17 protein-coding genes and 1 tRNA gene are annotated in these 21601 nt (G+C 60.9%); 2 read left to right on the top strand and 16 right to left on the bottom strand.

Going from position 1 to position 21601, the window contains the following annotated elements; all coding sequences use genetic code 11:
- Nucleotides 1-13: 13 nt before the first annotated feature.
- From ACWFUC_RS09340 to ACWFUC_RS09305, 8 genes are all read right to left on the bottom strand, one after another.
- Complete coding sequence (locus ACWFUC_RS09340; protein ID WP_420840906.1) at nucleotides 14-1051, bottom strand: ABC transporter substrate-binding protein; 1038 nt, start codon at nucleotides 1049-1051, stop codon at nucleotides 14-16.
- Nucleotides 1052-1205: 154 nt separating this feature from the next.
- Complete coding sequence (amaB, locus tag ACWFUC_RS09335; RefSeq protein WP_134137304.1) at nucleotides 1206-2720, bottom strand: L-piperidine-6-carboxylate dehydrogenase; 1515 nt, start codon at nucleotides 2718-2720, stop codon at nucleotides 1206-1208.
- Nucleotides 2721-3079: 359 nt separating this feature from the next.
- A complete protein-coding gene (gene gcvA, locus ACWFUC_RS09330; RefSeq protein WP_209567925.1) occupies nucleotides 3080-3964 on the bottom strand; it encodes a transcriptional regulator GcvA in 885 nt (294 codons plus the stop codon).
- 101 nt (nucleotides 3965-4065) lie between these two features.
- Nucleotides 4066-5472 (bottom strand): FAD-binding oxidoreductase, encoded by a 1407-nt coding sequence (locus tag ACWFUC_RS09325; protein ID WP_489624755.1) that lies wholly within the window; start codon nucleotides 5470-5472, stop codon nucleotides 4066-4068.
- On the bottom strand, nucleotides 5462-6535 hold the full coding sequence (locus ACWFUC_RS09320) for a DUF1338 domain-containing protein (RefSeq protein ID WP_489624754.1): 1074 nt from the start codon (nucleotides 6533-6535) through the stop codon (nucleotides 5462-5464). The genes ACWFUC_RS09325 and ACWFUC_RS09320 overlap by 11 nt, the downstream gene beginning before the upstream one ends.
- Nucleotides 6536-7010: 475 nt before the next feature.
- Complete coding sequence (locus ACWFUC_RS09315; protein WP_489624753.1) at nucleotides 7011-7934, bottom strand: LysR family transcriptional regulator; 924 nt, start codon at nucleotides 7932-7934, stop codon at nucleotides 7011-7013.
- Nucleotides 7935-8334: 400 nt separating this feature from the next.
- Nucleotides 8335-9569, bottom strand: a protein-coding gene (locus ACWFUC_RS09310; RefSeq protein WP_489624752.1) for an IS3 family transposase whose coding sequence is annotated in 2 segments (ribosomal slippage) — nucleotides 8335-9209 and nucleotides 9209-9569 — 1236 coding nt in all. Because the reading frame shifts where the segments join, the coding sequence is not laid out codon by codon here.
- A gap of 135 nt (nucleotides 9570-9704) precedes the next feature.
- The gene (locus tag ACWFUC_RS09305; RefSeq protein ID WP_489624751.1) at nucleotides 9705-10319 is read right to left on the bottom strand and encodes a TetR/AcrR family transcriptional regulator; all 615 of its coding nucleotides are present in this window, start codon (nucleotides 10317-10319) and stop codon (nucleotides 9705-9707) included.
- Between the two features lie 58 nt (nucleotides 10320-10377).
- Here ACWFUC_RS09305 and ACWFUC_RS09300 point away from each other — a divergent pair, with 58 nt between their 5' ends.
- Nucleotides 10378-10950: an isochorismatase family protein gene (locus tag ACWFUC_RS09300; protein ID WP_489624750.1), complete on the top strand. Its 573-nt coding sequence runs from the start codon at nucleotides 10378-10380 to the stop codon at nucleotides 10948-10950.
- Between the two features lie 490 nt (nucleotides 10951-11440).
- Here the strand turns inward: ACWFUC_RS09300 and ACWFUC_RS09295 are convergent.
- Nucleotides 11441-11519, bottom strand: a tRNA-Ile gene (locus ACWFUC_RS09295).
- A 57-nt stretch (nucleotides 11520-11576) separates the two neighbouring features.
- A complete protein-coding gene (rpoD, locus tag ACWFUC_RS09290; RefSeq protein ID WP_008325811.1) occupies nucleotides 11577-13802 on the bottom strand; it encodes an RNA polymerase sigma factor RpoD in 2226 nt (741 codons plus the stop codon).
- Between the two features lie 52 nt (nucleotides 13803-13854).
- Between rpoD and ACWFUC_RS09285 the strand changes: the two genes are divergently transcribed.
- Entirely contained in the window at nucleotides 13855-14148 is a 294-nt protein-coding gene (locus ACWFUC_RS09285; RefSeq protein WP_227022640.1) for a hypothetical protein, read from the top strand.
- A 491-nt stretch (nucleotides 14149-14639) separates the two neighbouring features.
- Here the strand turns inward: ACWFUC_RS09285 and dnaG are convergent, their stop codons facing one another.
- The 6 genes from dnaG to ACWFUC_RS09255 form a co-directional block, all read right to left on the bottom strand.
- Entirely contained in the window at nucleotides 14640-16436 is a 1797-nt protein-coding gene (gene dnaG, locus ACWFUC_RS09280) for a DNA primase (protein ID WP_039790070.1), read from the bottom strand.
- Between the two features lie 40 nt (nucleotides 16437-16476).
- Nucleotides 16477-16923 carry a GatB/YqeY domain-containing protein gene (locus ACWFUC_RS09275; RefSeq protein ID WP_489624700.1) on the bottom strand — a complete coding sequence of 149 codons (447 nt, stop codon included), beginning with the start codon at nucleotides 16921-16923 and terminating at the stop codon, nucleotides 16477-16479.
- A 297-nt stretch (nucleotides 16924-17220) separates the two neighbouring features.
- Complete coding sequence (gene rpsU, locus ACWFUC_RS09270) at nucleotides 17221-17433, bottom strand: 30S ribosomal protein S21 (RefSeq protein WP_006462949.1); 213 nt, start codon at nucleotides 17431-17433, stop codon at nucleotides 17221-17223.
- Nucleotides 17434-17645: 212 nt separating this feature from the next.
- Nucleotides 17646-18854, bottom strand: coding sequence for a BaiN/RdsA family NAD(P)/FAD-dependent oxidoreductase (locus ACWFUC_RS09265; RefSeq protein WP_489624699.1), 1209 nt, complete (start codon nucleotides 18852-18854; stop codon nucleotides 17646-17648).
- A 260-nt stretch (nucleotides 18855-19114) separates the two neighbouring features.
- Entirely contained in the window at nucleotides 19115-20344 is a 1230-nt protein-coding gene (locus tag ACWFUC_RS09260; protein WP_039790074.1) for a YbdK family carboxylate-amine ligase, read from the bottom strand.
- Nucleotides 20341-21549, bottom strand: coding sequence for a cation:proton antiporter (locus tag ACWFUC_RS09255; protein ID WP_034331088.1), 1209 nt, complete (start codon nucleotides 21547-21549; stop codon nucleotides 20341-20343). Before ACWFUC_RS09255 ends, ACWFUC_RS09260 begins: the two co-directional genes overlap by 4 nt.
- Nucleotides 21550-21601: the final 52 nt, after the last annotated feature.

Raw genomic sequence — 21601 nt, 5'->3', positions numbered from 1 at the left:
GATCGATACAGGCTTATTGCTCGATCATGCGGTTCCAGCGGTTGTTCCACTCGGAGCGCTTCTCGTTGACGGTATCCCAGTCGACGGTGTTGAGGTTCTTGGTCAGCACTTCGCTCTTGCCCAGCTTGGCTTGCGCGGCGTCCGACAGCGGCACGTTGCGGTTGACCGGAATCGAATTGGCCAGCGCCATGCTCTTGGCCTGCACCGCCGGAGTCAGCAGGTATTCCAGCAGCTTCTGCGCCAGTTCCGGTTCGCTGTTGCCCTTGATGGGGCAAGCGCCGGTCATGAGCAGCACGCCGCCTTCCTTGGGGGTGGCGAATTCAGCGGGGATGCCCTTGTCCTTCAGGTTGGCGATGCCGGTCACGGTCAGCGGGAAGATGGCCGCTTCATTGGTCTGCACCATCTCGGAAATCTTGGCCGAGCTGGAGAGATATTCGACCACGTTGGGGCCGATGGTGCTGCCCCACTTCTTGAAGCCGGGGTCGACGTTCTTGTCGGTACCGCCCACCAAGCGGTTGAACATCATGAAGCCATACAGGCCGAAGGTGCTGGCGGAGATCGACTGGAACACCACCTTCTGCTTGTACTTGGGATCAGCGAAATCCATCCACGAGGTCGGTGCCGGCCAGCCCTTCTCGGCGAACAGCTTCTTGTTGTAGCCGATGCCGAGCACGCCCATCTCGATGGCCACGGCCTGGTCGTTGGCCAGGCGCGCGAAGGGATAGACATCCTTGAGCACGGCGGCGTCCTTGACCTTTTCGCACAGGCTCATGTTGATGGCGCGGTACATGATGCCGTCATCGAGGAAGGCCACGTGCATCTGCGGCTTGTCGCGCTGGGCCTGCATCTTGGCGATGATGTCGGAGGAGGTGCCGGGCACCACCACCACCTTGACGTTGTTGGCCTTCTCGAAGTCGGGGAAGATCGAGGCGGTGTAGTTTTTCTCCATCGTGCCGCCGTTCATGCCGACGTAAATGGTCTTGGTCTGCGCCTGTGCACCAGTGGCGATCAGGGTCGCAGCGATTGCACAGGTCACTGCCAGGGTCTTCATCTTCATTACTGCACTCCTTGCCGGTTTGCCGTTGTGGGTCCCGCTTGCGCGGGCGTGGGTCGTGGGATGCCATGCCGGATTCCCAGGTGGAGCAGGAATCCGGCAGCGGTGCTGCATTTTTGCTTGGGGTACTGCGGTTGGACGTGGCCGTCGCTCAGTCGATATCGAACTTCACACCCTGCGCCAGCGGCAGGGTCTTGCTGTAGTTGATGGTGTTGGTGGCGCGGCGCATGTAGTTCTTCCAGGCGTCCGAACCGGATTCACGGCCCCCGCCGGTTTCCTTTTCGCCGCCGAAGGCGCCGCCGATTTCGGCCCCGCTGGTGCCGATGTTGACGTTGGCCAGGCCGCAGTCGCTGCCCACGGCCGAGACGAAGAGCTCGGCTTCGCGCATGTCATTGGTGAAGATGGCCGAGGACAAGCCTTGCGGCACGGCGTTGTTCATGGCGATGGCATCGCCCAGTTCATCGTACTTGACGATGTAGAGGATGGGCGCGAAGGTCTCGTGATGCATGATCGCAGTCTGGCCGGGCATGGTGACCAGTGCCGGGCGCACGTACCAGGACTGCTGGCCCATCACGTCCACCCGTTCGCCGCCGGTGACTTCACCGCCCTGCGCACGCGCTTGCTTGAGTGCCGCCTGCATGGCATCGAAAGCAGCCTGGTCGATCAGCGGGCCGACCAGCGTATCGCCCTGCAGCGGATCACCGACCTTCACGCTGGCGTAGATGCGCTTGATCTGCGCCACCACCTGGTCATGGATGCTGCTGTGGACGAACAGGCGACGCAGGCTGGTGCAGCGCTGGCCGGCGGTGCCCACGGCCGAGAAGGTGATGGCGCGCAGCGCCAGGTTCAGGTCGGCCGAGGGCGCGACGATCATGGCATTGTTGCCGCCCAGTTCCAGCAGGCTGCGGCCCAGGCGTTCGGCCACCACGGTGGCGACCTTGCGGCCCATGCGCACGCTGCCGGTGGCGCTCACCAGCGGCACGGTGGCCGAACGCGAGAGGGTCTCGCCCAGGTCGGCACCGCCGATCAGCAGGCCGCACAGTTGCGCCGGCACCAGGTTGGGACGCTGTGCCGAGAAACGCGCCACGGCCTTGGCGAACAGGGCTTGCACGGCCAGTGCCGTGACCGGCGTTTTTTCGGAAGGCTTCCACACCACGGCATTGCCGCACACCAGCGCCAGCGCGGCGTTCCACGCCCACACGGCGACCGGGAAGTTGAAAGCGGTGATCACGCCGACCACGCCCAGCGGATGCCAGGTTTCCATCATGCGGTGGCCGGGGCGCTCGGATGCGATGGTCAGGCCATGCAGCTGGCGCGACAGGCCCACGGCGAAGTCGCAGATATCGATCATTTCCTGCACCTCGCCCAAACCTTCGGAGAGGATCTTGCCGGCTTCCTGGGTGACCAGGGCACCGAGTTCGTCGCGATGCTCGCGCAGCACTTCGCCCAGCACGCGCACCAGTTCGCCGCGCACCGGCGCCGGCACTTCGCGCCAGGCCAGGAAGGCCTGCTGCGCGCCGGCGATGGCCGCTTCGGCGTCAGCCGGCGTCTGCGCCTTGAGTTGCGCGATGACCTCGCCATCACGCGGCGAACGGATCACCAGATCGTTGCCGGCGTAGGCCGAGAAGTCGGCACCCAGGGTGGAGAAGATGCGTGGAGAAGACATGGGGTTCCCTTGAAAAGTGGAGTGGGATGGGTCTGGAACGATGGAGTATAAGGACAGCCGCCCTACTTCTTAAAACCAAAAAATTTCACCACATCATGAGTTTTTGGAATGCACTGGCCTGGCGCGCGAGAATGCGCGAGGATGGGCGAGGATGGTGCAGCGCATCACTTCATATCGGCCGCAAGCCCCCGTGCCGTGGCGCTTCCAGCCGCGGTGCCGGGGCCGCGCCGGTGGCGGCCTGCAGCGCCCTCATGGCATGACACGAGATGCATCTGCACGCAGGAGAAAAATGCGCGGCCATGAGTTTTAGTCAGCCTGGGAAATCGCTGCACCGAATCGATGCAGCCCGATGGAAGACCTCAGCCGCCCTGTGCTTCGCTCAGGATCCACTCACGGAACTTGAGGATGGCCGCCTTGCCGGCGTTCTTTTCGGGATAGACGAGGTAATAGGATTGCGGGCTCTTGACCGCCAGCGGGAAGGGCACATGCAACTGTCCCAGGCTGATCTCGGTCTCGACCATGAACTTGGGCATGAGCGCCACGCCCATGCCGGCGACAGCGGCCTGGATGACCATGGCCAGTTGCTCGAAGCGCGGGCCCGACAAGGCATTGGGGCAATCCACGCCGACATGGCGGAACCAGTCCTGCCAGGCCTGCGGGCGCGTGGTGTGCTGGAGCAGCGTGACGTTGGCCAGGTCCTCCACCGAGCCCAGGCCTTCGGCCAAAGCCTTGCTGCAGACCGGCACCACTTCTTCGCCCATCAGCCGCACCATCACGGTATCGGGCCAGTCGGGTTCGCCGAAGTGGATGGCGGCATCGACCTGGCGCGTATTGAAATCGAAGGGCAGCACTTCCGTGCTCAGGTTCAGCAGCACATCGGGATAGGCGGCAGCGAACTTGGCCAGGCGCGGGATCAGCCACTTCACGCCGAAGGTCGGCAGGATCGCCAGGTTCAGCACGCTGGCCAGGCTGTTGTAGGTCATCACCTGGAAGGTCGCCATCTCGATCTGCTTCAAGATGGTGGAGACCTGGGCCGCATAATCGCGGCCGGCTTCGGTGAGGATCAGGCGGCGGTTGATGCGCTCGAACAGCTTGACGTTGAGGTACTCCTCCAGGATCGCCACCTGGCGGCTCACGGCCCCCTGCGTCATGTGCAATTCATTGGCCGCCTTGGTGAACGACATGTGCCGGGCCGACGTATCGAAGGCGATCAGGCAGGACGTTGACGGGATGAAACGGCGCATGGGACGAAGACCGCTGGCTGAAGGCGGGGCAGAAGGTGAAGGAGCCCGCACTATAGCAAATGGCGTGCCCTCCCCTCCAGAGCGTCCCGGCACGCTGCCCGTCATGTGAAGCGCGTATTGCCCAGCAGGCAGTGCGGATCGAACACGTCTTGCACGCGGCCGGCCAGCGCGCGTTGTTCGGGCTGCGTGTAGCGCTGGTAGTAATGCTGGTTGAAGGGACCGATGCCGTGCTCGGCGCTGAAACTGCCTTGGTAACGTTTTGCAACCAAGTCATACAGCGCGGTGCGCAGGGCCTCGATGCGCTCCGGCGGGAACTGCGGCTGCTGCGCCGGCGGAATGGCCAGGTTGAAATGCACGCCGCCATCGCCCCAATGGCCGAAGTCGAACACCTCGGCACCGGCGAAGTCCCGTTCCACCAGGGCCAGTGCCTCCGCACGGAAGGCCGGCATGCGCGAGCGCGAGACGGAGATGTCGAAGGCGACGATCCTGCCCTCCTGTTTGACGCTGTCGCTGATGGCATGGCGCAGGCGCCACAGGGTCTCGGGCTTGTCGACCACGGCATCGACGATGGCATCGTCGAAGTGGCGTTCCAGCCACGCCATGAAGAGCTGGTCGAGATCGAAGTACTCACTGGCCGCCGATGACGAACTCAGTTCCACCAGCAAGGCATAGTCCGGTAATGGATCAAAGGGGGCGCTCACCTGCGGCAGGTGGCGCAAGACCGACGCCAGCGCATTGCGCGAGATGCCTTCGAAGGCCGTGAGGAAATCGGCGAACTGCGCCTGGGCATCCTGCAGCAGGCGCAAGCCCGCTTCCAGCGAGGACGGCACGATCAAGGCGGTGGCGCGCTGGCGCGGCAGCGGATGCGCGCGCAGCACCGCTTGCGTGACGATGCCGTAGCTGCCGGCGGTACCGATGAAGAGCTGTTTCCAGTCCGGGCCGGTATTGTTCTTGTGCAGGCGGTTGCCCATCTCCAGCAGTTCGCCGGGCGGCTGCATCAGCAGCGCCTGCAGGCCCAGCGTGTTGTGGCGCACGTCGCCATAGCGGATCAGGCGTGCGCCGCCGGTATTGGCGGCCAGCATGCCGCCTACCGAGGGATCGGCCCCCAGGTCGATGGGAAAGCACAGCCCGTGCGGGGCCAGCGCCTGGTTCAGGTCCGACAGGCGGGTGCCGGCCCAGGCCTGGATCACGCCATCGACCGGATCGATATCGATCACGCCCTTGATGCGTTCCATGCTGAGGATAAGTTGCAAACCCGAACTATCAGGCGAAGCCGCGCCGACCAGGCCGGTGTTGGCTCCCTGCGGGACGAGCCGGATCTTCTCGGCTGCGCACAGGCGCATGAGCTCGGCGGCTTCCGCCACATTGGCCGGACGCGCCACGCACAGCGCCTGTCCGGCTCCATAGCGCGGGCCGTGCTCATAGGGCTGGCGCTCGGGCGCGGAGGTAATCAGGCCGGCGTTGCCCAGCAGGTCCTGCAGACGCGCCAGCGTGGCCTCAGCAGACACTGGCCGCCTCGTCGCTGGCCGCACCGGACGCCACCGCCTCGGTCATCTTGAAGATGCCTTGCGCGTTGCCGCTGTCGAAGGTCAGGTCCAGCTTGCGCTGGCCGGCCTCGTCGGCGAAATAGTCGCGCGAGATGAATTCGTAGAAGGAACCCGGCACGGTGACGGCGACCGGCTGTCCATCCTCGCCCTGCAGCTGGTAATCGACCTTGACCGCACGGAAGGCGGTCTGGCGCACGCGGCCATTGCGCGAGACTTCGACCTGGTCCTTGATGGGACGTCCCAGCTGGCGCTGGCGTTCGGCGGTGGCCACCACGTCGGAGACGCGGTCGGTGGCGTGATTGAAGGCATTGCCTTCGGTGGAGATCCAGGCCATCTCGGCGGACTCGGCCTTGAGCGTTTCGTACTGCGACAGGGTCGGCAGGTCGTGATGGCGGGCGAAGCACTTGAGCATGGCGGGCAGCAGGCGCTTGGCCTCGTCCATATCCAGCTTGCCTTGTGCGGAGAGCTTGGCCAGCAGCGCCAGCACCTCATCGGAGAGCGGATTGCGCGACGTGGCCAGCACGGCGTTCACAGTCTGCTGGAATTGCGGCGAGAACTGTTCCGGATGCAGTTCGCTCACGAAGAACTGGGCGATCTGCTCGGCGTCGTCGATGTGGGTATAGACGCGGCCGGTCATCTTGATGCGCGCCAGCGGATAGGTGCCGGTCTGCTGGTAGCCCAGCGGCAACAGCACGCTGGTGAAGAGGGTTTCGCCATCGGGGAAACCGCTGTCGCGGCCCAGGCGCACGGTGCGCACGGCGCCGTGGTCGAAGCAGATCTTGACGCCCTCGCGCTCGGCATCGGCCACGTAGTCACGGCCGGTGGCGACCTGTTGCAGCAGGCCTTCGAAGAGCAGCATGTTCAGGGCCTGCGCCAGTTCCAGGCGCGAGACCTCGGACGCCGCGGGGCGCAGGGTCGAAGCGGGGACTTCCAGGCGCGCGAACTGGCGCTGCACCAGGGCCTCGTCGCCGTAGTGGGAAAGCAGGAGTTGATGGAGATTGCTGTGCTGCGCGGAGATCGTCATTTGCGTGCCTTTGACCGGGTGACTATGAGATAGCCTCATGGTAAGGGCAGCGCGGGGGGCAAATAAAACGATAAATTCTGGGGCTTCGATGCCTTTTACTCATGCAAGGGCGGGAGCGGGGGTGGAGCGCACAAGCCGGCTGACGGGGCTGGGGCAGCCCATGCGGTTGATATGCCAATGTCGATCACGATGCCGAGCAGATGCTGATCTGTCCATTGACTGTCGTCCCAGAGAGGAAAGGCGGGTGCATCCTGCGCTTGTCGGCATCGCCCTCTTCCCTCTACCGTGTTGCGCCACCGAAAACCCCCTCCGCGGTAACGCAACGCCGGCGCGAGCTTGCAGCCCGCAGCGCCCCCCGACACATGACCGGCAGGGAACGACAGGGGAACTGTATTACAAGCGAGGCGATTTGATTAGCCGTCGTTTTGCGAACGTACTCGTTAATCAGATTGAACAATGCAAGCGCCGCAACGCTTTACCGCGCAGCCGTTTCCTCGTCCTCGGCTGGATGACGGCGCGCGAAATAATCCTGGATCTGGGCAATGCAGGCCAGGATCTTGGCGGGCACGGCGTCGCGATGGCGGGTGGTGATGAAGGCGCAATAGCCCTCCAGCGACCAGTCCGGCAAGACTTCCACCAGGCGTCCCGACTTAAGATCATCTTGCACCTTACTGCGCAGGAAGCGGCCTATGCCATGTCCCTGCACGGCCAATTGCCGCAAAGAGCGCGCATGGTTGGCCGTGATGCGCGGCGTCAGCCGCAGCTGCGCGCACTGCCCGGCGCGGTCGCGCAGGGTTAGCTCCACAGGTGCACCCGGCCCGTGCGGGCTGAAGAAGAGCAACTGGTGATGGAGCATGTCCTCGGGTCGGCGGATCGGCGGGTAGGCCTGGAGATAAGACGGCGCCGCACACAGCACGGCCTCCATCCGGGCCAGCGGGATATCTCCCGGACCGGGTGCCCGGCCTACGCGCAGGGCCAGGTCGACGCTCTTGTCCATGAGGTCGACGTTGTGATCGCAGACATCGATGCTGATGCGCAACTGTGGATGATTGCGAATGAAATCATCCAGGGCTGGCACCAGGTATTCGGGTGCCATGAAGCTGGAAGATGCAATGCGCAGCTCTCCCACCAGTTCGGTATGCAGGCTCTCGGTGGCATCGCGGGCCTCGTTGGCCAGCGCGACGATGCGCGCGCAATGGGCATAGAAGCCCTGCCCGGCTTCGGTCAGACTGAGCTTGCGGGTGGTCCGGTGCAGCAGGGTAGTCCCGAGGATGGCTTCGAGCGCGCTGATGTGCTGGCTCACCGACGAGGAGGTCAGCCCGAGTTCGCGAGCCGCCTTGGAGAAGGCGCCCAACTCGACGACGCGGGAGAAGATCACCATGCGGGGCAGGTAATCCATGGCATTGTTTTTCATCGTGGCGCAGGGGTGGTCGAAGGGGCAGGCTCGACTATAGCGCGGGATGTTGTCTGATGAGCAGATGAGATGAAGCGGAGATTGGGGCTTGTTTCCTGTTTGGCAGGAAGCGGTGGGGAGCGGGTGAGATAGTCACTTGTGTTACCAGAACCCAGTTCAAATCTTGACGGCTGATTTTTTAATTGCACGGATACCTATCTTTCCATAATTTCATGAAAATTTGAGGCTCCGTATCGTCAGAGGTAGTGGAGCTAAAAATGTGAGGCTACCTGGTGCTAACTAAATGAGAATAGGTGGCGCTTTTTCTGTGAATATTCATTCAGTCGAGCTGGACAGCTAGAAAACCATTGTAGTTGCCCCCGCAATTCAGGACACTCAGACATCGTTAAGTTACTGATGCTGCAGCCCGTCTGAACTCGCGAGGCGAGCGGTATTTCAGGGCCTTGTGCGGATGGCGCTCATTGTATTGCTCGAAGGCAGAGGCCAGATGTGTGAGCGCCGTGGGCACATCGAGCTTATCCATGAAGGCGATGTAATCATGCTTCATCGTTTTTACGAACCGCTCCGCCATGCCGTTACTCTGTGGCGAGCGCACGGGCGTGGTCAAGGGCTCCAATCCCAGCTCGCGAGCGAAGCTGCGTGTGCGATGGTCGATGTAGGCCGAGCCGTTGTCGCTGAGCCATTCATTCACCTGTGGAGTCTGCGTGCTTCCAAACCTCTGCTCCACGGCGGCCAGCATCACGTCGCGCACGACATCCCCGCTATGCCCACCGGTAGTGGCCGCCCAGCTGATGGCTTCACGGTCACAACAATCCAGTGCAAACGTCACTCGCAATGCAGCCCCGTCATCACAACGGAATTCGAAGCCGTCCGAACACCAGCGCGCATTACTTTGCTTGACCGCTACGCGACCATCGTGGCGTCGATTGTCGCGTCTCACACCAGGTCGGCGCAGCAGCAACTCGTGCTCTCGCATGACGCGATAGACCCGCTTATGGTTCACGCACGCTTGCCCCAGAGATTCCCGGCTACGTCGCAGCAAAGCCCAGATGCGGCGATAGCCATAGCTCGGCAAGCTCGCGACATGCAGCTCAATCTCTTCGAGCAAGCCGCTGTCGTCGACTTTGCGAGCACTACGGCCATCTCGCCATTCCGGGCTCCGGGCTCGTTTTACTGCCACTGCAGAGCGCGCCACACCGAGAACGTCACAGACCACTTTCATTGGTCGTCCTCCGGCAGCAAGGGCGAGCGCGCAATCAGGTTTTTTGACCGGCCCCATTCGACGGCCTCGCGCAGAATCTCGTTCTCCATGGTCTTCTTGCCCAACAGCCGCTGCAGTTCTTTGATTTCCTTGATGGCCGCGGCCAGCTCCGAGGCAGGGACTACCGTCTCGCCAGCCTTGACGGCGGTCAGACTGCCTTCCTGGTATTGCTTGCGCCAACCAAACACCTGGTTCGGGTTCACCCCGTGTCGCCGGGCAACGGCTGATACGGAAGCTCCAGGAGCCAAGGTCTCCTGGACGATGGCTATTTTCTCTTGGGGCGTGCGTCTTCTGCGACGCTCCGGCTCGGTCAGAATCTCGATATGGTCCACGGTTTGCCTAGTCGTAAAACTGGTCATAAGACTATCCTCTAATTTAAGAGAGTCTTCGTGTCCTGAGATTCAAGGGGCTATTCCAACCATAAAACTACTCAGCGCCGATAGCCTATTACTCTAAGATGTCCGCAACCGGCCATAAACGATTCTTCCGTTTGATCATCTTTTATCCATCCTGGTGGATAGATATCCAAACAGAGCTGTTTTCATTTCCGCTTCAAGCTGAGGTTTTTCAGCCGACGAGGCTTGCTCACACACGCCGATTAGGCTCTTCACCATTCCCAAAGCAATCTGCGCCATACGCACAGCCTCGGCGTTCCCTATCTCAGGGGCACGCCGAATGAATGTCTGGGCGAAACGCATGCGAAGGCTCTCCCTCTCTGCATCAGTACGCGTACTTCTCACCGACGATGAAAACAATACCAAGTAGGCAGGATGCGCTGAAATGAAACCAGTCATCAAATCAACAATACCGTCCGCGAAACCATGAAGATCGAGTTTCTCCTCTTGGGATAGAAACGCACTCCACAAACGGTCCATCTCTTCTGCATACGCAGTGCGCATTGCTGTCGCAATGGCGTCCTTATTGGGGAAATACTGATAAAGGGCGCCAATCGACATGCTAGCCACGGCTGCAATTTCTGTCATGGTCACTGCCTCAAGCCCCCGGTCGTAGATCAATTCCTCCGCGGTAGCTAGGATTTGGCGAATACGATTCTCGGAGCGATCCTGCTTTGGGACGCGGCGTGTAGAAGTAGACTTATGTGAGCACATCCTCACATTATATGATTATAATAATGAGGAAGTCCTCACATTTAAGGAGCAGTTGAACATGCAGACCAACAATGCCGAAAATACCGCGCTAATTGTCATTGACTTGCAAAACAGTAATTTGGCACGCCAACTGGCGCCCCACTCATCAGATCAGGTGCTAGCTAACAGCATTCGGATCGCCGATGCACTCCGTGCAGCCGGAGGGCACGTCATCTGGGTGCGGGTAGACGTCAATGCTCTACCGGCTCTACCTGCAGACAAGCCACTTTCTCGTCCTTCTGGTGCGCCACCGTTACCGCAAAGCGCCTCAGAACTTGCACCAGCCGTGCTGAAGGATAGCAGTGATGTGGTCGTTACAAAGCGCAATTGGGGCGCTTTCTATGGCACCGACGTCGACTTGCATCTGCGCCGCAGCAACATCACGACTGTCATCATGGCAGGAATTGCAACCAACTTTGGAGTTGAATCCACAGCCAGGGCCGCGTTTGATAGGGCTTACGAGCTGATTTTTGCCGAGGATGCCATGAGCTCCATCAATGCTGAGATGCATCATTTCTCAACAGAGCGAGTGTTTCCTCATATGGGAAAGGTGCGTACGACACAAGAAATTTTGAATTTAATTAATGAGTAATCGCCCTCGGAGATCACATTTGGCGTAAAGACAGGTGGTCCGCTTCCGGCCAGAAGCGAACCTGGTAGACAATCAGTACCTCATTCAAATGATTCAATGAAGAATCCATCTTTAGCGTCCAGATATGCTCTAACGATATTCGCCATCGGCCTTGCAATCTTGATGCTGCTAGACCAAATGGACTTGGAATCCATTTTGATAATGGCGCTCCCTCTGCTCTGTGCGGCAGTAGCGGCGGCGCTTTTTTGGCGCAATCTTTCACGTCCTTGGACGTATTTTTTCCACCGGTGTGACAAGTTACGCTTGCTACTTCATATTGGACTCATATCTAGGAATTTTCTCCATACCTATACCTCGGGATTGAGAGCATTACCGGATAGTTGGAGAGCCTGGCGTCCTTGTTCTTGGCACGTTTAACATCTGCCTCGGAAGTTTGTCGGAAGCATTAAAGAAAAAGGGATTCCGATCTCTCGGAATCCCTTGTCAGTACTGGTGGCCCCCCCGTGAGTCGAACACGGCACCAACGGATTATGAGTCCGCTGCTCTAACCAAGCATGAGCTAGGGGGCCAAAAAATCAGCCGGCGATTTTAACATCTCGCCGGCCAATCCTGACTCACCCTTAAGATCAATTCCCTTCCAGGAAGCTCTTGAGCTTGTCCGAACGCGAAGGATGACGCAGCTTGCGCAATGCCTTGGCTTCGATCTGACGAATACGCTCGCGGGTCACGTCGAACTGCTTGCCCACTTCTTCCAGCGTATGGTCGGTCGACATCTCGATACCGAAACGCATGCGCAGCACCTTCGCTTCGCGCGGGGTCAGGGAATCCAGGATGTCCTTGACCACGTTGCGCATCGACGCATGCAAGGCCGCATCGGCCGGCGCCAGCGTGTTGTTGTCCTCGATGAAGTCGCCCAGATGGGAATCGTCGTCGTCGCCGATCGGCGTTTCCATGGAGATCGGTTCCTTGGCGATCTTCATGATCTTGCGGATCTTGTCTTCCGGCATTTCCATCTTGATCGCCAGGGTCGCGGGATCCGGCTCGGCACCGGTTTCCTGCAGGATCTGACGCGAGATGCGGTTCATCTTGTTGATCGTTTCGATCATGTGCACCGGAATACGAATGGTGCGCGCCTGGTCAGCGATCGAGCGGGTGATGGCCTGACGGATCCACCAGGTGGCATAGGTCGAGAACTTGTAGCCGCGACGATATTCGAACTTGTCCACCGCCTTCATCAGACCGATGTTGCCTTCCTGGATCAGGTCCAGGAACTGCAGGCCACGGTTGGTGTACTTCTTGGCGATCGAGATCACCAGACGCAGGTTGGCCTCGGTCATTTCACGCTTGGCCATGCGCGCCTTCTTCTCGCCGGCGCCCATCTTCTTGTTGATCGCACGCAGGTCCGGCAGCGGCAGTACTACGCGCGCCTGCAGGTCGATCAGCTTCTGCTGCAGTTCCTTGATGGCCGGCACGTTGCGGCTCAGCACGGCGCTGTAGTCATGGTTGGCGGCGACTTCGCCATCCACCCAGTCCAGGTTCACTTCGTTGCCCGGGAACACCTTGATGAAGTGCGCGCGCGGCATGTTGCACTTGTTGACGGCCACGTCCAGGATCTGGCGTTCCACGGTACGCACTTCGTCCACCTGCGCACGCAGGGTGTCGCACAGCTTCTCGACGATCTTGGCGGTGAAGCGGATGCCCAGCAGCTCGTTGGAAATGATTTCCTGTGCCTTGACGTAAGGCTTGGAGTTGTAGCCTTCCTTCTCGAAAGCCTTGCGCATGTTCTCGAACTGGGTGCCGATGACGGCAAACTTGCCCAGCGCGTCGCGCTTCAACTGTTCCAGCTGTTCGGCGGAGAAGCCGGCGGCACCAGAGCCGCTGCTCTCGTTTTCCTCTTCTTCTTCGTCTTCTTCCTCTTCTTCCTCTTCCTCGTCGTCCTCATCGGAGTCGGAAGAGGCCGCCTCGACCTGCTGTTCGCTCTCGTTGGGATCGACCAGGCCATCGACGATTTCGTCGACCTTGATCTCATCCTTGGAGATGCGGTCAGCCGCAGCCAGGATCTCGGCGATCGTGGTCGGGCAGGCGGAGATGGCCTGGATCATGTCCTTCAGGCCGTCTTCGATGCGCTTGGCGATTTCGATTTCGCCTTCGCGGGTCAGCAGTTCGACCGAACCCATTTCACGCATGTACATGCGCACCGGGTCGGTGGTACGGCCGAAATCGGAATCGACGGTCGACAGTGCAGCTTCGGCTGCGGCTTCGGCGTCATCATCGCTGGCCACGTTGGCCACGTTGTCCGACAGCAGCAGGGTTTCCGCATCAGGAGCGTGCTCGTAGACCGAGATGCCCATGTCGCTGAAGGTACCGATGATGCCTTCGATGGCTTCCGGATCGACAATGTTTTCCGGCAGGTGGTCGTTGATTTCCGAGAAGGTCAGGAAACCACGTTCCTTGCCCAGCTTGATCAGGGTCTTGAGCTTCTGGCGACGGCGCTCCAACTCTTCTTCGCTGGCTTCGGTGTCGGAAGAGAAAGCGTCCTTCAGCAAGGCCTTTTCCTTGGCCTTGCGATCCTTGGCCTTGGCCTTGTCGGCGGCCTTCAGTTCGGTACGCTCGATGGTGTTCAGTGCGGCAACTTCGTCGCTCTCGGGCTGGAATTCCTTGGGCTTGCGGCCACGGCGGCCCGGCACCTTGACGCTCGGCAGCACATAGCCGGACGTGTCGATGGCTGCCAGGGCAGCGGCATCAGTGGTTTGGCTTACGCTCGACGCAGCAGTCGCGCTGACGTCTTTGCCTTCCACCTGTGCGGCTTTGGTGGTCTTGGCGGTCTTGGTTTCGGGTTTCTTGGTGGTCACGGAAGTCTTCGTCGCTTTCACAGAAACCGCTTGTTCGGCGGCTTGAGGTAACTTGTTGGCTGGCGTTGCAGTCGCTTTGGGCGATGCGGCGCGGGCCGGCTTGGCGGCAGTTGTCTGGGCTGCCGTCTTTTTCGGCGTCGCTGCTGCTGCAGTCTTGGCCGTGGGTTTTACGGTGACAGCAGCCTTCGCCGTCCCCTTGACTGGCGATTTGGCGGCTACCGCCTGGGTGGTCTTGGCCGCAGCGGTCGATTTTACCGCCGCTGCCGTCTTGCTGCTCTTTGCCGACGCTGCTGGAGTTTTCGCGGGTTTCTTCATTGCATTTGCCATAGAATCAACTGCCAATTGAGAATTCACTCATTGCGCCAATCAAGTCATGCTAATGATGCAACTCCGGTACCGGTTGCCCGGTAGACTCCGGCTGCACGCGCAACGTTCCTTTTACCGGCGGGCCATCGATCGCGCGCAGCAGGCAGTCGTGCCGCTTGCAATCCGGCAGGCGATACCGCTGTCTGCCGTCCTCCCTCCCGATGCGCCGGGGTGAAGGCATGTCGCCGCAGGGTGGGGATGCAAGAGCCATCCGGCGGAACTAAAGCCTTCTATTATAGCACAGATGGGGCTCTTTTCCCTGGGATCAAGCCGGGATATTCGGCCATCCGCCAGCGATCCGGTGCGTAAAACACGACAATTTGCAGTGCTTTACCGCGTTTTCCACACCAGGCCGATTTCTGCTTCCCTACTCCTGCTCACTCTTCAGATCGGGTCACGCAAACATCACGCAAGACCCTCCCCGCCGATTCTTCCTTCAGCCCCTCCCCGCTTCCACGGGAAAGCCGCCCCTCAACCTGCTGCGACCGCACCGCCGGTCTGGCGCTTGAGCCATTCCTTGCGCTGCATCAGCTCACGATAGCGATTGCGCTCTTCCTCGGTGCGCAGGTTGGAGGCCACCAGCATCTGCATCTCGTCATCGAGCGCGCGGATCCTGGCCTGGCGGATGGCACCGGCCATCTCGGCCCGCACCACATCAAATTCGGATTCCGACTCGGCCGCGATTTCCGCGATCATCGAGTCAAACTCGGGGCCGCCCTCGCGCAGGTGCTCGACCAGCGCGGCGAAATTGGCCTGCTCGCCCATGCCCTGGGCCACACCGACCAGATGGGCCAGCAGCTCGGCCTGGTCTGGCGCGATGCGGGCGATGGCTTCCAGCGCGGCGGCATCGAGGTCGGCCGAGAGTTGCGGATGCGCCACCAGCAGCCGCATGATCTGGCGCTCCAGCCCGACCGGGGCGGTGCGTTTGGTGCGCGGCGGGGCGCTGCGTACGCGCGCCACCGGCTTTTCCAGCTCAAACAGCACTTCCAGCTCGGCCGGCGTGGTCTGCGTGGCCTGGGCCACGCTGCGCACGATCTGCAAACGCAGGCCGGATGCCGGCAAGGCCTGCAGCAGCGGCTTGGCGGCAAACTGCGCATGGGCGCGGCCTTCGGGCGTACGCAAGTCGTTCTCGCCGATGATTTCCTTCAACAGGAACTGCGACAGCGGCATGGCTTCGCGGATCTGCTCTTCAAAGGCCGGCGCGCCCATCTCGCGCACGTAACTGTCAGGGTCGTGTTCCTTGGGCAGGAACAGGAACTTGATAGTCTTGTTGTCCGACGCATGCGGCAGACAGGCCTCCAGCGCGCGGCGGGCGGCGCGGCGGCCGGCGTTGTCGCCGTCGAAGCTGAAGATCACCTCATCGGTCTGGCGCACCAGTTTTTGCACGTGGATGGGCGTACACGCCGTTCCCAATGTGGCCACGGCCTGCGGGAAACCCAGCTGGGCCAGCGCCACCACATCCATGTAGCCTTCGGTGACCAGCACATAACCCGCCTCGCGGATCGCCTGGCGCGCCTCGAACAGGCCATACAGCTCGCTGCCCTTCTGGAACAGCGGCGTTTCAGGCGAGTTCAGGTACTTCGGTTCACCGCCATCCATCACCCGGCCACCAAAACCGATCACCTGGCCCTTGGTATTGCGGATGGGGAACATGATCCGACCACGGAAGCGGTCATAACGCTTGCGATGGCCACCGCCCTCTTCACTCTTGTCGATGACGAGGCCGGACTCGACCAGCACTTCGTTCTCGTAGTCAGGGAAGACCTGGCGCAGGCTGTCCCATTCGTCCGGCGAATAGCCCAGGCCAAAGCGGGCAGCGACTTCGCCGGTCAGTCCGCGTCCTTTGAGATAGGCAATCGCCGGCTGCGCACTGCGCAACTGATGACGATAGAAATCGTTGGCACGCGTCATCACGTCCGACAGGGCCATGCTCTTGGCCTGCTTTTCCTGGCGCTGTGCCAGGGGGATGTTGTCTTCGCGCTCGGGCACCACCATGCCCACGTTCTGGGCCAGATCCTTCACCGCTTCCACGAACCCCATCCCCGAATACTCGATCAGGAAACTGATCGCCGTACCATGCGCGCCGCAGCCGAAGCAGTGATAGAACTGCTTGGTCGGGCTGACGGTGAAGCTGGGGGATTTCTCGTTGTGGAAAGGGCACAGGCCCATGAAGTTGGCGCCACCCTTCTTCAGTTGCACATAACGACCTACCACGTCGACGATGTCGACGCGGTTGAGCAGGTCCTGGATGAACGACTGAGGAATCACCTGGGCAGCGGGGCGTTAGGCAACGAGGCGAAAGGGCTGCTTACGCAGTCAGCGCGGCCTTGACCAGGGCGGACACCGCTGTCATGTCGGCACGTCCGGCCAGCTTGGGCTTCAACACGCCCATCACCTTGCCCATGTCCTGGGGACCGGCAGCACCAGTGGCAGCCACGGCGGCCTGGACTTCAGCCTTGATCTCGTCATCCGACAGGCTGGCCGGCATGTAGGTGGCCAGCACGGCCAGTTCAGCCTTTTCAACGTCAGCCAGGTCCTGGCGGCCGCCGGCTTCGAACTGGGAGATGGAATCCTTGCGCTGCTTGACCATCTTGTCGATGATGGCCAGCACGTGGGCGTCGGTCAGTTCGACGCGCTCATCGACTTCCTTCTGCTTCATCGCGGCGGTCAAGAGGCGGATGGTGCCCAGCTTGCCCATGTCCTTGGCACGCATGGCGGCCTTCATGTCTTCCGTGATCTGCTCTTTCAAACCCATGGGGTACTCCGAAGATGAGGTGGATGAGTATTCTGCGATCTGGCGCCATCCCGCATCCAGTATTCCGGGCAGCAACAAGGCAAGGCCCGGTCTTGGCATCGTAGAACATGGATGGGCTTATCGCCAGCCCGAATTGGTGCTTTCCTTCCTATTTGGGGCTGCCAACAGGAAAAACCAGGCCAGCCAGGCACCCGGAGAAAACACCTCGACAAATCGGGAATAAATGCGAAAACCCGCTGCGGACCAACACCGGAGCGGGTTTACACATCGGCCGCACGAGTGCGCGGCGAGAAATTCTTAGTACAGCTTCTTCGGCAGCTGTTGGCTGCGGATACGCTTGTAGTGACGCTTCACGGCAGCAGCCAGCTTGCGCTTGCGCTCAGCGGTCGGCTTTTCGTAGAACTCGCGTGCGCGCAGTTCGGTCAGCAGACCGGTCTTCTCGATGGTGCGCTTGAAGCGACGCATTGCAACTTCGAACGGCTCGTTCTCTTTAACGCGAATAGTGGTCATGTAAATTCAAACCAGAAAGGTTAGGTTGGATTAGCAAAGAAAGCGATTGTAGCAGGACTGGCACCCGATTGGAAGGCCAAACGTGGCATTTTTTCCACCACCGTGGTAAAAAACGGATAAGAATCAGGCACTTATCACAGTCAAGATGATCCTTCACCTGAAGTCAAGGGCAAATGAAGGAAAAAGTCCAACATCTGCCTTCCAGGCCGGCCTCACACCGCAGAACCCGCCACCACGCCTGAGGCCCACGCCCACTGGAAATTGTAGCCGCCGAGCCAGCCGGTCACGTCCGTCGCTTCGCCGATGAAATGCAATCCCGGCACCTTGTTGGCCATCATGGTCTGCTGCGACAGCTCGCGCGTATCCACGCCGCCCAGCGTGACCTCGGCCTTGCGATAACCTTCCGAGCCACTGGGCAGGATCACCCAATGATTGAGCGAGTCACCCAGCTTCTTGAGCGACTTGTCGGGCATGTCGGCAATGCGCGCGTTGGCATCGAAGCCATTGATCTTGAGCCAGCCTTCGGCCAGGCGGTTGGGAAGCCACTGTCCCAGCAGATTGCCGAGATTCTTCTTCAGCGTGCCCTTGCCTTGGATCAGCAACTGCGCCACATCCAGTTCCGGCAAGAGATTGAGCCGCAGCGGCGTGCCCGGCCGCCAGAAACTGGAAATCTGCAGGATGGCCGGCCCGGACAGCCCGCGATGAGTGAACAGCAGGTCTTCAAGGAAATGCCCGCGCTCCTTCTTCTCGCCGGTCTCCACCGACACCTCCAGCGCGATGCCGGCCAGTTCGGTGAGCGACTGCCAGGCCTTGCCGTCGAAGGTCAGCGGCACCAGGCCGGGACGCGTCTCCACCAGCTTCAGGTCGAACTGGCGCGCGATGCGATAGGCGAAATCGGTGGCCCCGATCTTGGGAATGGACAAGCCGCCGGTCGCAATCACCAGACTGCTGGCCTGGATCTCGCCGGCACTGGTAGCGATGCGGAACTGTTCACCGCTCTTGCCGACCTCCTGCACCGTACAGGGCATGCGCCAGCTGACGTTGCCCGCCTCGCACTCGGCCTTGAGCATGGCGATGATGTCTTCGGCGGAGTCGTCGCAGAACAGCTGTCCCTTGTGCTTCTCATGGAAACCGATGCGATGGCGCTTGACCAGCCCGATGAAATCCTGCGGCGTATAGCGCGACAAGGCGCTGCGGCAGAAATGCGGATTCTGCGAGAGATAGTGCTGCGGCCCCGCCCCCACATTGGTGAAATTGCAGCGGCCGCCGCCGGAGATGCGGATCTTCTCGGCCAGTTTGCCGGCATGGTCGATGAGCACCACGCGGCGGCCGCGCTGGCCGGCCACGGCGGCACACATCATGCCGGCCGCACCGGCGCCGATGATGGCGACATCAAATTGATTGGGATTGTTCTTGCTCATGCTTCCTCCGGCACGCATCTCGGTGCAGCCCGAGGCCGCTTCAAAGCCGTGATTGTCCGCGATCCCGCCCCGAAAACACAAGAGCCAGGAAACAACGCGCGCTCGGGAAGCCACAAAGACCAAGGGCCGGCATCTCGCGATACCGGCCCTTCGCCTTCTTCCTCCCATCATCCCGCGTGCTCTGCAAACACGCGGAATGCCAGGTGCCTCAACTTTGGTGCAACTTTATCCTAACCAGAAATTTATATCATTTATATCGTTTACTGAAAATACGGCGGCGGCTCCACGCCCATCCACAATTCCGAGGACAAGCGCATCATGTCATTGAGCGAGCCCCGCTGCGCAAACATCTGGCGCAGCCAGCTGGCATCGGACAAGCGATCATGCGCGATGCGGCGCAGGCGCGTGATGGTCTGCTGCTCGGCCTCGTTGGCCACATAGGGTTCCAGCAACTGCAATTGCTGCAGCAGGTGTTCATAGATGGGCAGCTTGCGCGATTGCGAAGGCGTCGCGCCGTGCAGCGCCAGCTGGCCGTTGAGCCCGAAGCGGCTGGCCTCGAAGCGGTTGAACTGGTACAGCAGATAGAAATCATCGCCGACCACGAAAGGCCGCTCGGTGAGGATCCAGCGCGCCAGCAATTGCGCATAGGCACCCAGGTGCGCCGCATGCTCGATGGTCAGCGGCGTATCGCAGACGCGGATTTCCACGGTGCCGTATTCCGGCTTGGGACGGATATCCCAATAGAAATCCTTCATGCTGGCGATGATGCCCATCTGGTGCAGTTCATCGTAATACGTCTCGAACTCGGCCCATTTGGTATGCACCGGCGCCGTGCCCGACAGCGGGAACGCCCGCACCACGTTGCTGCGCGAGGAATCGAACTTGGTGTCCGCGCCCTGGTAGAAGGGCGACGCCGCCGACAGCGCGATGAAGTGCGGCACGTAACGCGAGAAGCCGTGCGTGAGATACAGCGCATCATCGCCGTTCTCCACACCGATGTGGATGTGCTGGCCGAAGACGGTAAAGGTCTTGGCCAGGTAGCCGTATTTCTCGTGCAGGTAATGGAAGCGCTCGCTGGGCGTGATGCGCTGCTCGTTCCAGTGCTGGAAGGGATGCGCGCCACCGCCGGAGACATCGATGTTGAGATATTGCGCGCCACGGTTCAAGGCGCCGCGCAAGCCCTTCAGTTCCTCGATCAGTTCATCCACGCGGGTGTGGATGCCGGAGTTGAGCTCGATCATCCCCTGCGTCATTTCCAGCTTGATCTGCTTTTGCAGGTCACGCGGCTCGATCCAGTTCAGCAGATCGACCGCATCGCTGGCCAGGTTGTAATTGCGGCGGTTGACCAGTTGCAGTTCCAGCTCGATGCCCATGGTGAAGGGCGTGGAGGAACCGAACGGCAGGATGCCGGCGCTGCCCTGCGGACCGGCCACGTGGGCCTGGGTACCGGGGGACTCTTGTTCGTTGCGGATCAGTGTCTCGGTATTCATTCGCGTCCACTCTCTCCAGATTTGATCAGGGCAAACTGGGTTGCCACCGGCCCCAGGAATTCCAGGACCACCATGCTGCCCGCCAGCAGCGGCAAGACATTGGCCGTGGTGTGCGGATACAGCGACGAAACGGTTTGCATCAGGCCCACGCCGACTTCGGTCATGGGCAAGGTGCCCAGCGTGAGCAGGCCGGCCTGGCGCCAGTTCATGCGGGCAAAGCGGGCAAACAGGAACACGCCCAAGCCCATCGCCAGGAAGCGCGCCGCGATCAGGATCAGCACCGAGAAGCCCAGCAGGCTCAAGTCCGACAGCTTCATCGAGGCGCCCACGGTGACGAAGAGCATCACCACGAACAACTCATTGGCGACACCAAACTCCAGCTCCATCAGATCGAACTGGCGATCCAGGTTCTTGGAGAGGATGGCGAAGATCAGCATGGTCAGCATCACCGGCAGATGCAGCGCATGCGCCACGCCGATGGCCAGTGCGATCACCGAGATCACCAGCACGAACTGCGAGCTGTTCTCGCGGCCCAGCAGGCGCGCCAGCGGCATCATCAGCCAGTAGGTCAGATAGGCCAGGATGGCCGAGCCGACCAGCGAATACAGGGTGTGCTGGATCAGCGTCCAGACGGGCGTACCGGCCTCATGCGCGATCACCGGCAAGAGCGCGTAAGCGGCCAGCACGGCCACGAAGTTGTTGAGCGCGGTCATGGCCGCCAGACGGCGCGTGACCTGGCCTTCCGCCTTGAGGTCGCGCAGCACCACCAGCACCACGGCCGGTGCGGTGGCAATGGCCATCACGCCACCCAAGAGCGCCATGACCGAATCGGTACCGAACCAGGTCAGGGCGATGCTGACGAAACCGAAGCACAGCACGGCCGAGACGGCCACCGTGATCATCAGCCATTTTTCGCGGCGCAGCCAGCCGATGTCGACGTAGCGTCCCAACTGGTACACCACCAGCGCGACCGCAATGTCGGCAAAGATGTTGGTGACCTTGAGGACTTCACCGGAAAGCAGATTGAACCCGCCGGCCCCCAAGAGGAAACCGACCAGCAGATAACCCGTGATGCGAGGCACCCATGGGGACTTGGAAACTACGTAGCCCGCGATCAGCCCGAAGAGCAGCAGGCCGCCGAATACCAGCAGGGCATTCCATTGCAGCGTCTGTGCGAGGGTGAACGACGGAAGAGCCCACTCCATATCTCCTCCTGTAACGATGTGGTGTTGAACCGCAGCAGCACACTATCATTCG

This window comes from Herbaspirillum sp. Her4 (assembly GCF_057961335.1).
This window is presented reverse-complemented; position numbering and strand designations above follow the sequence as displayed.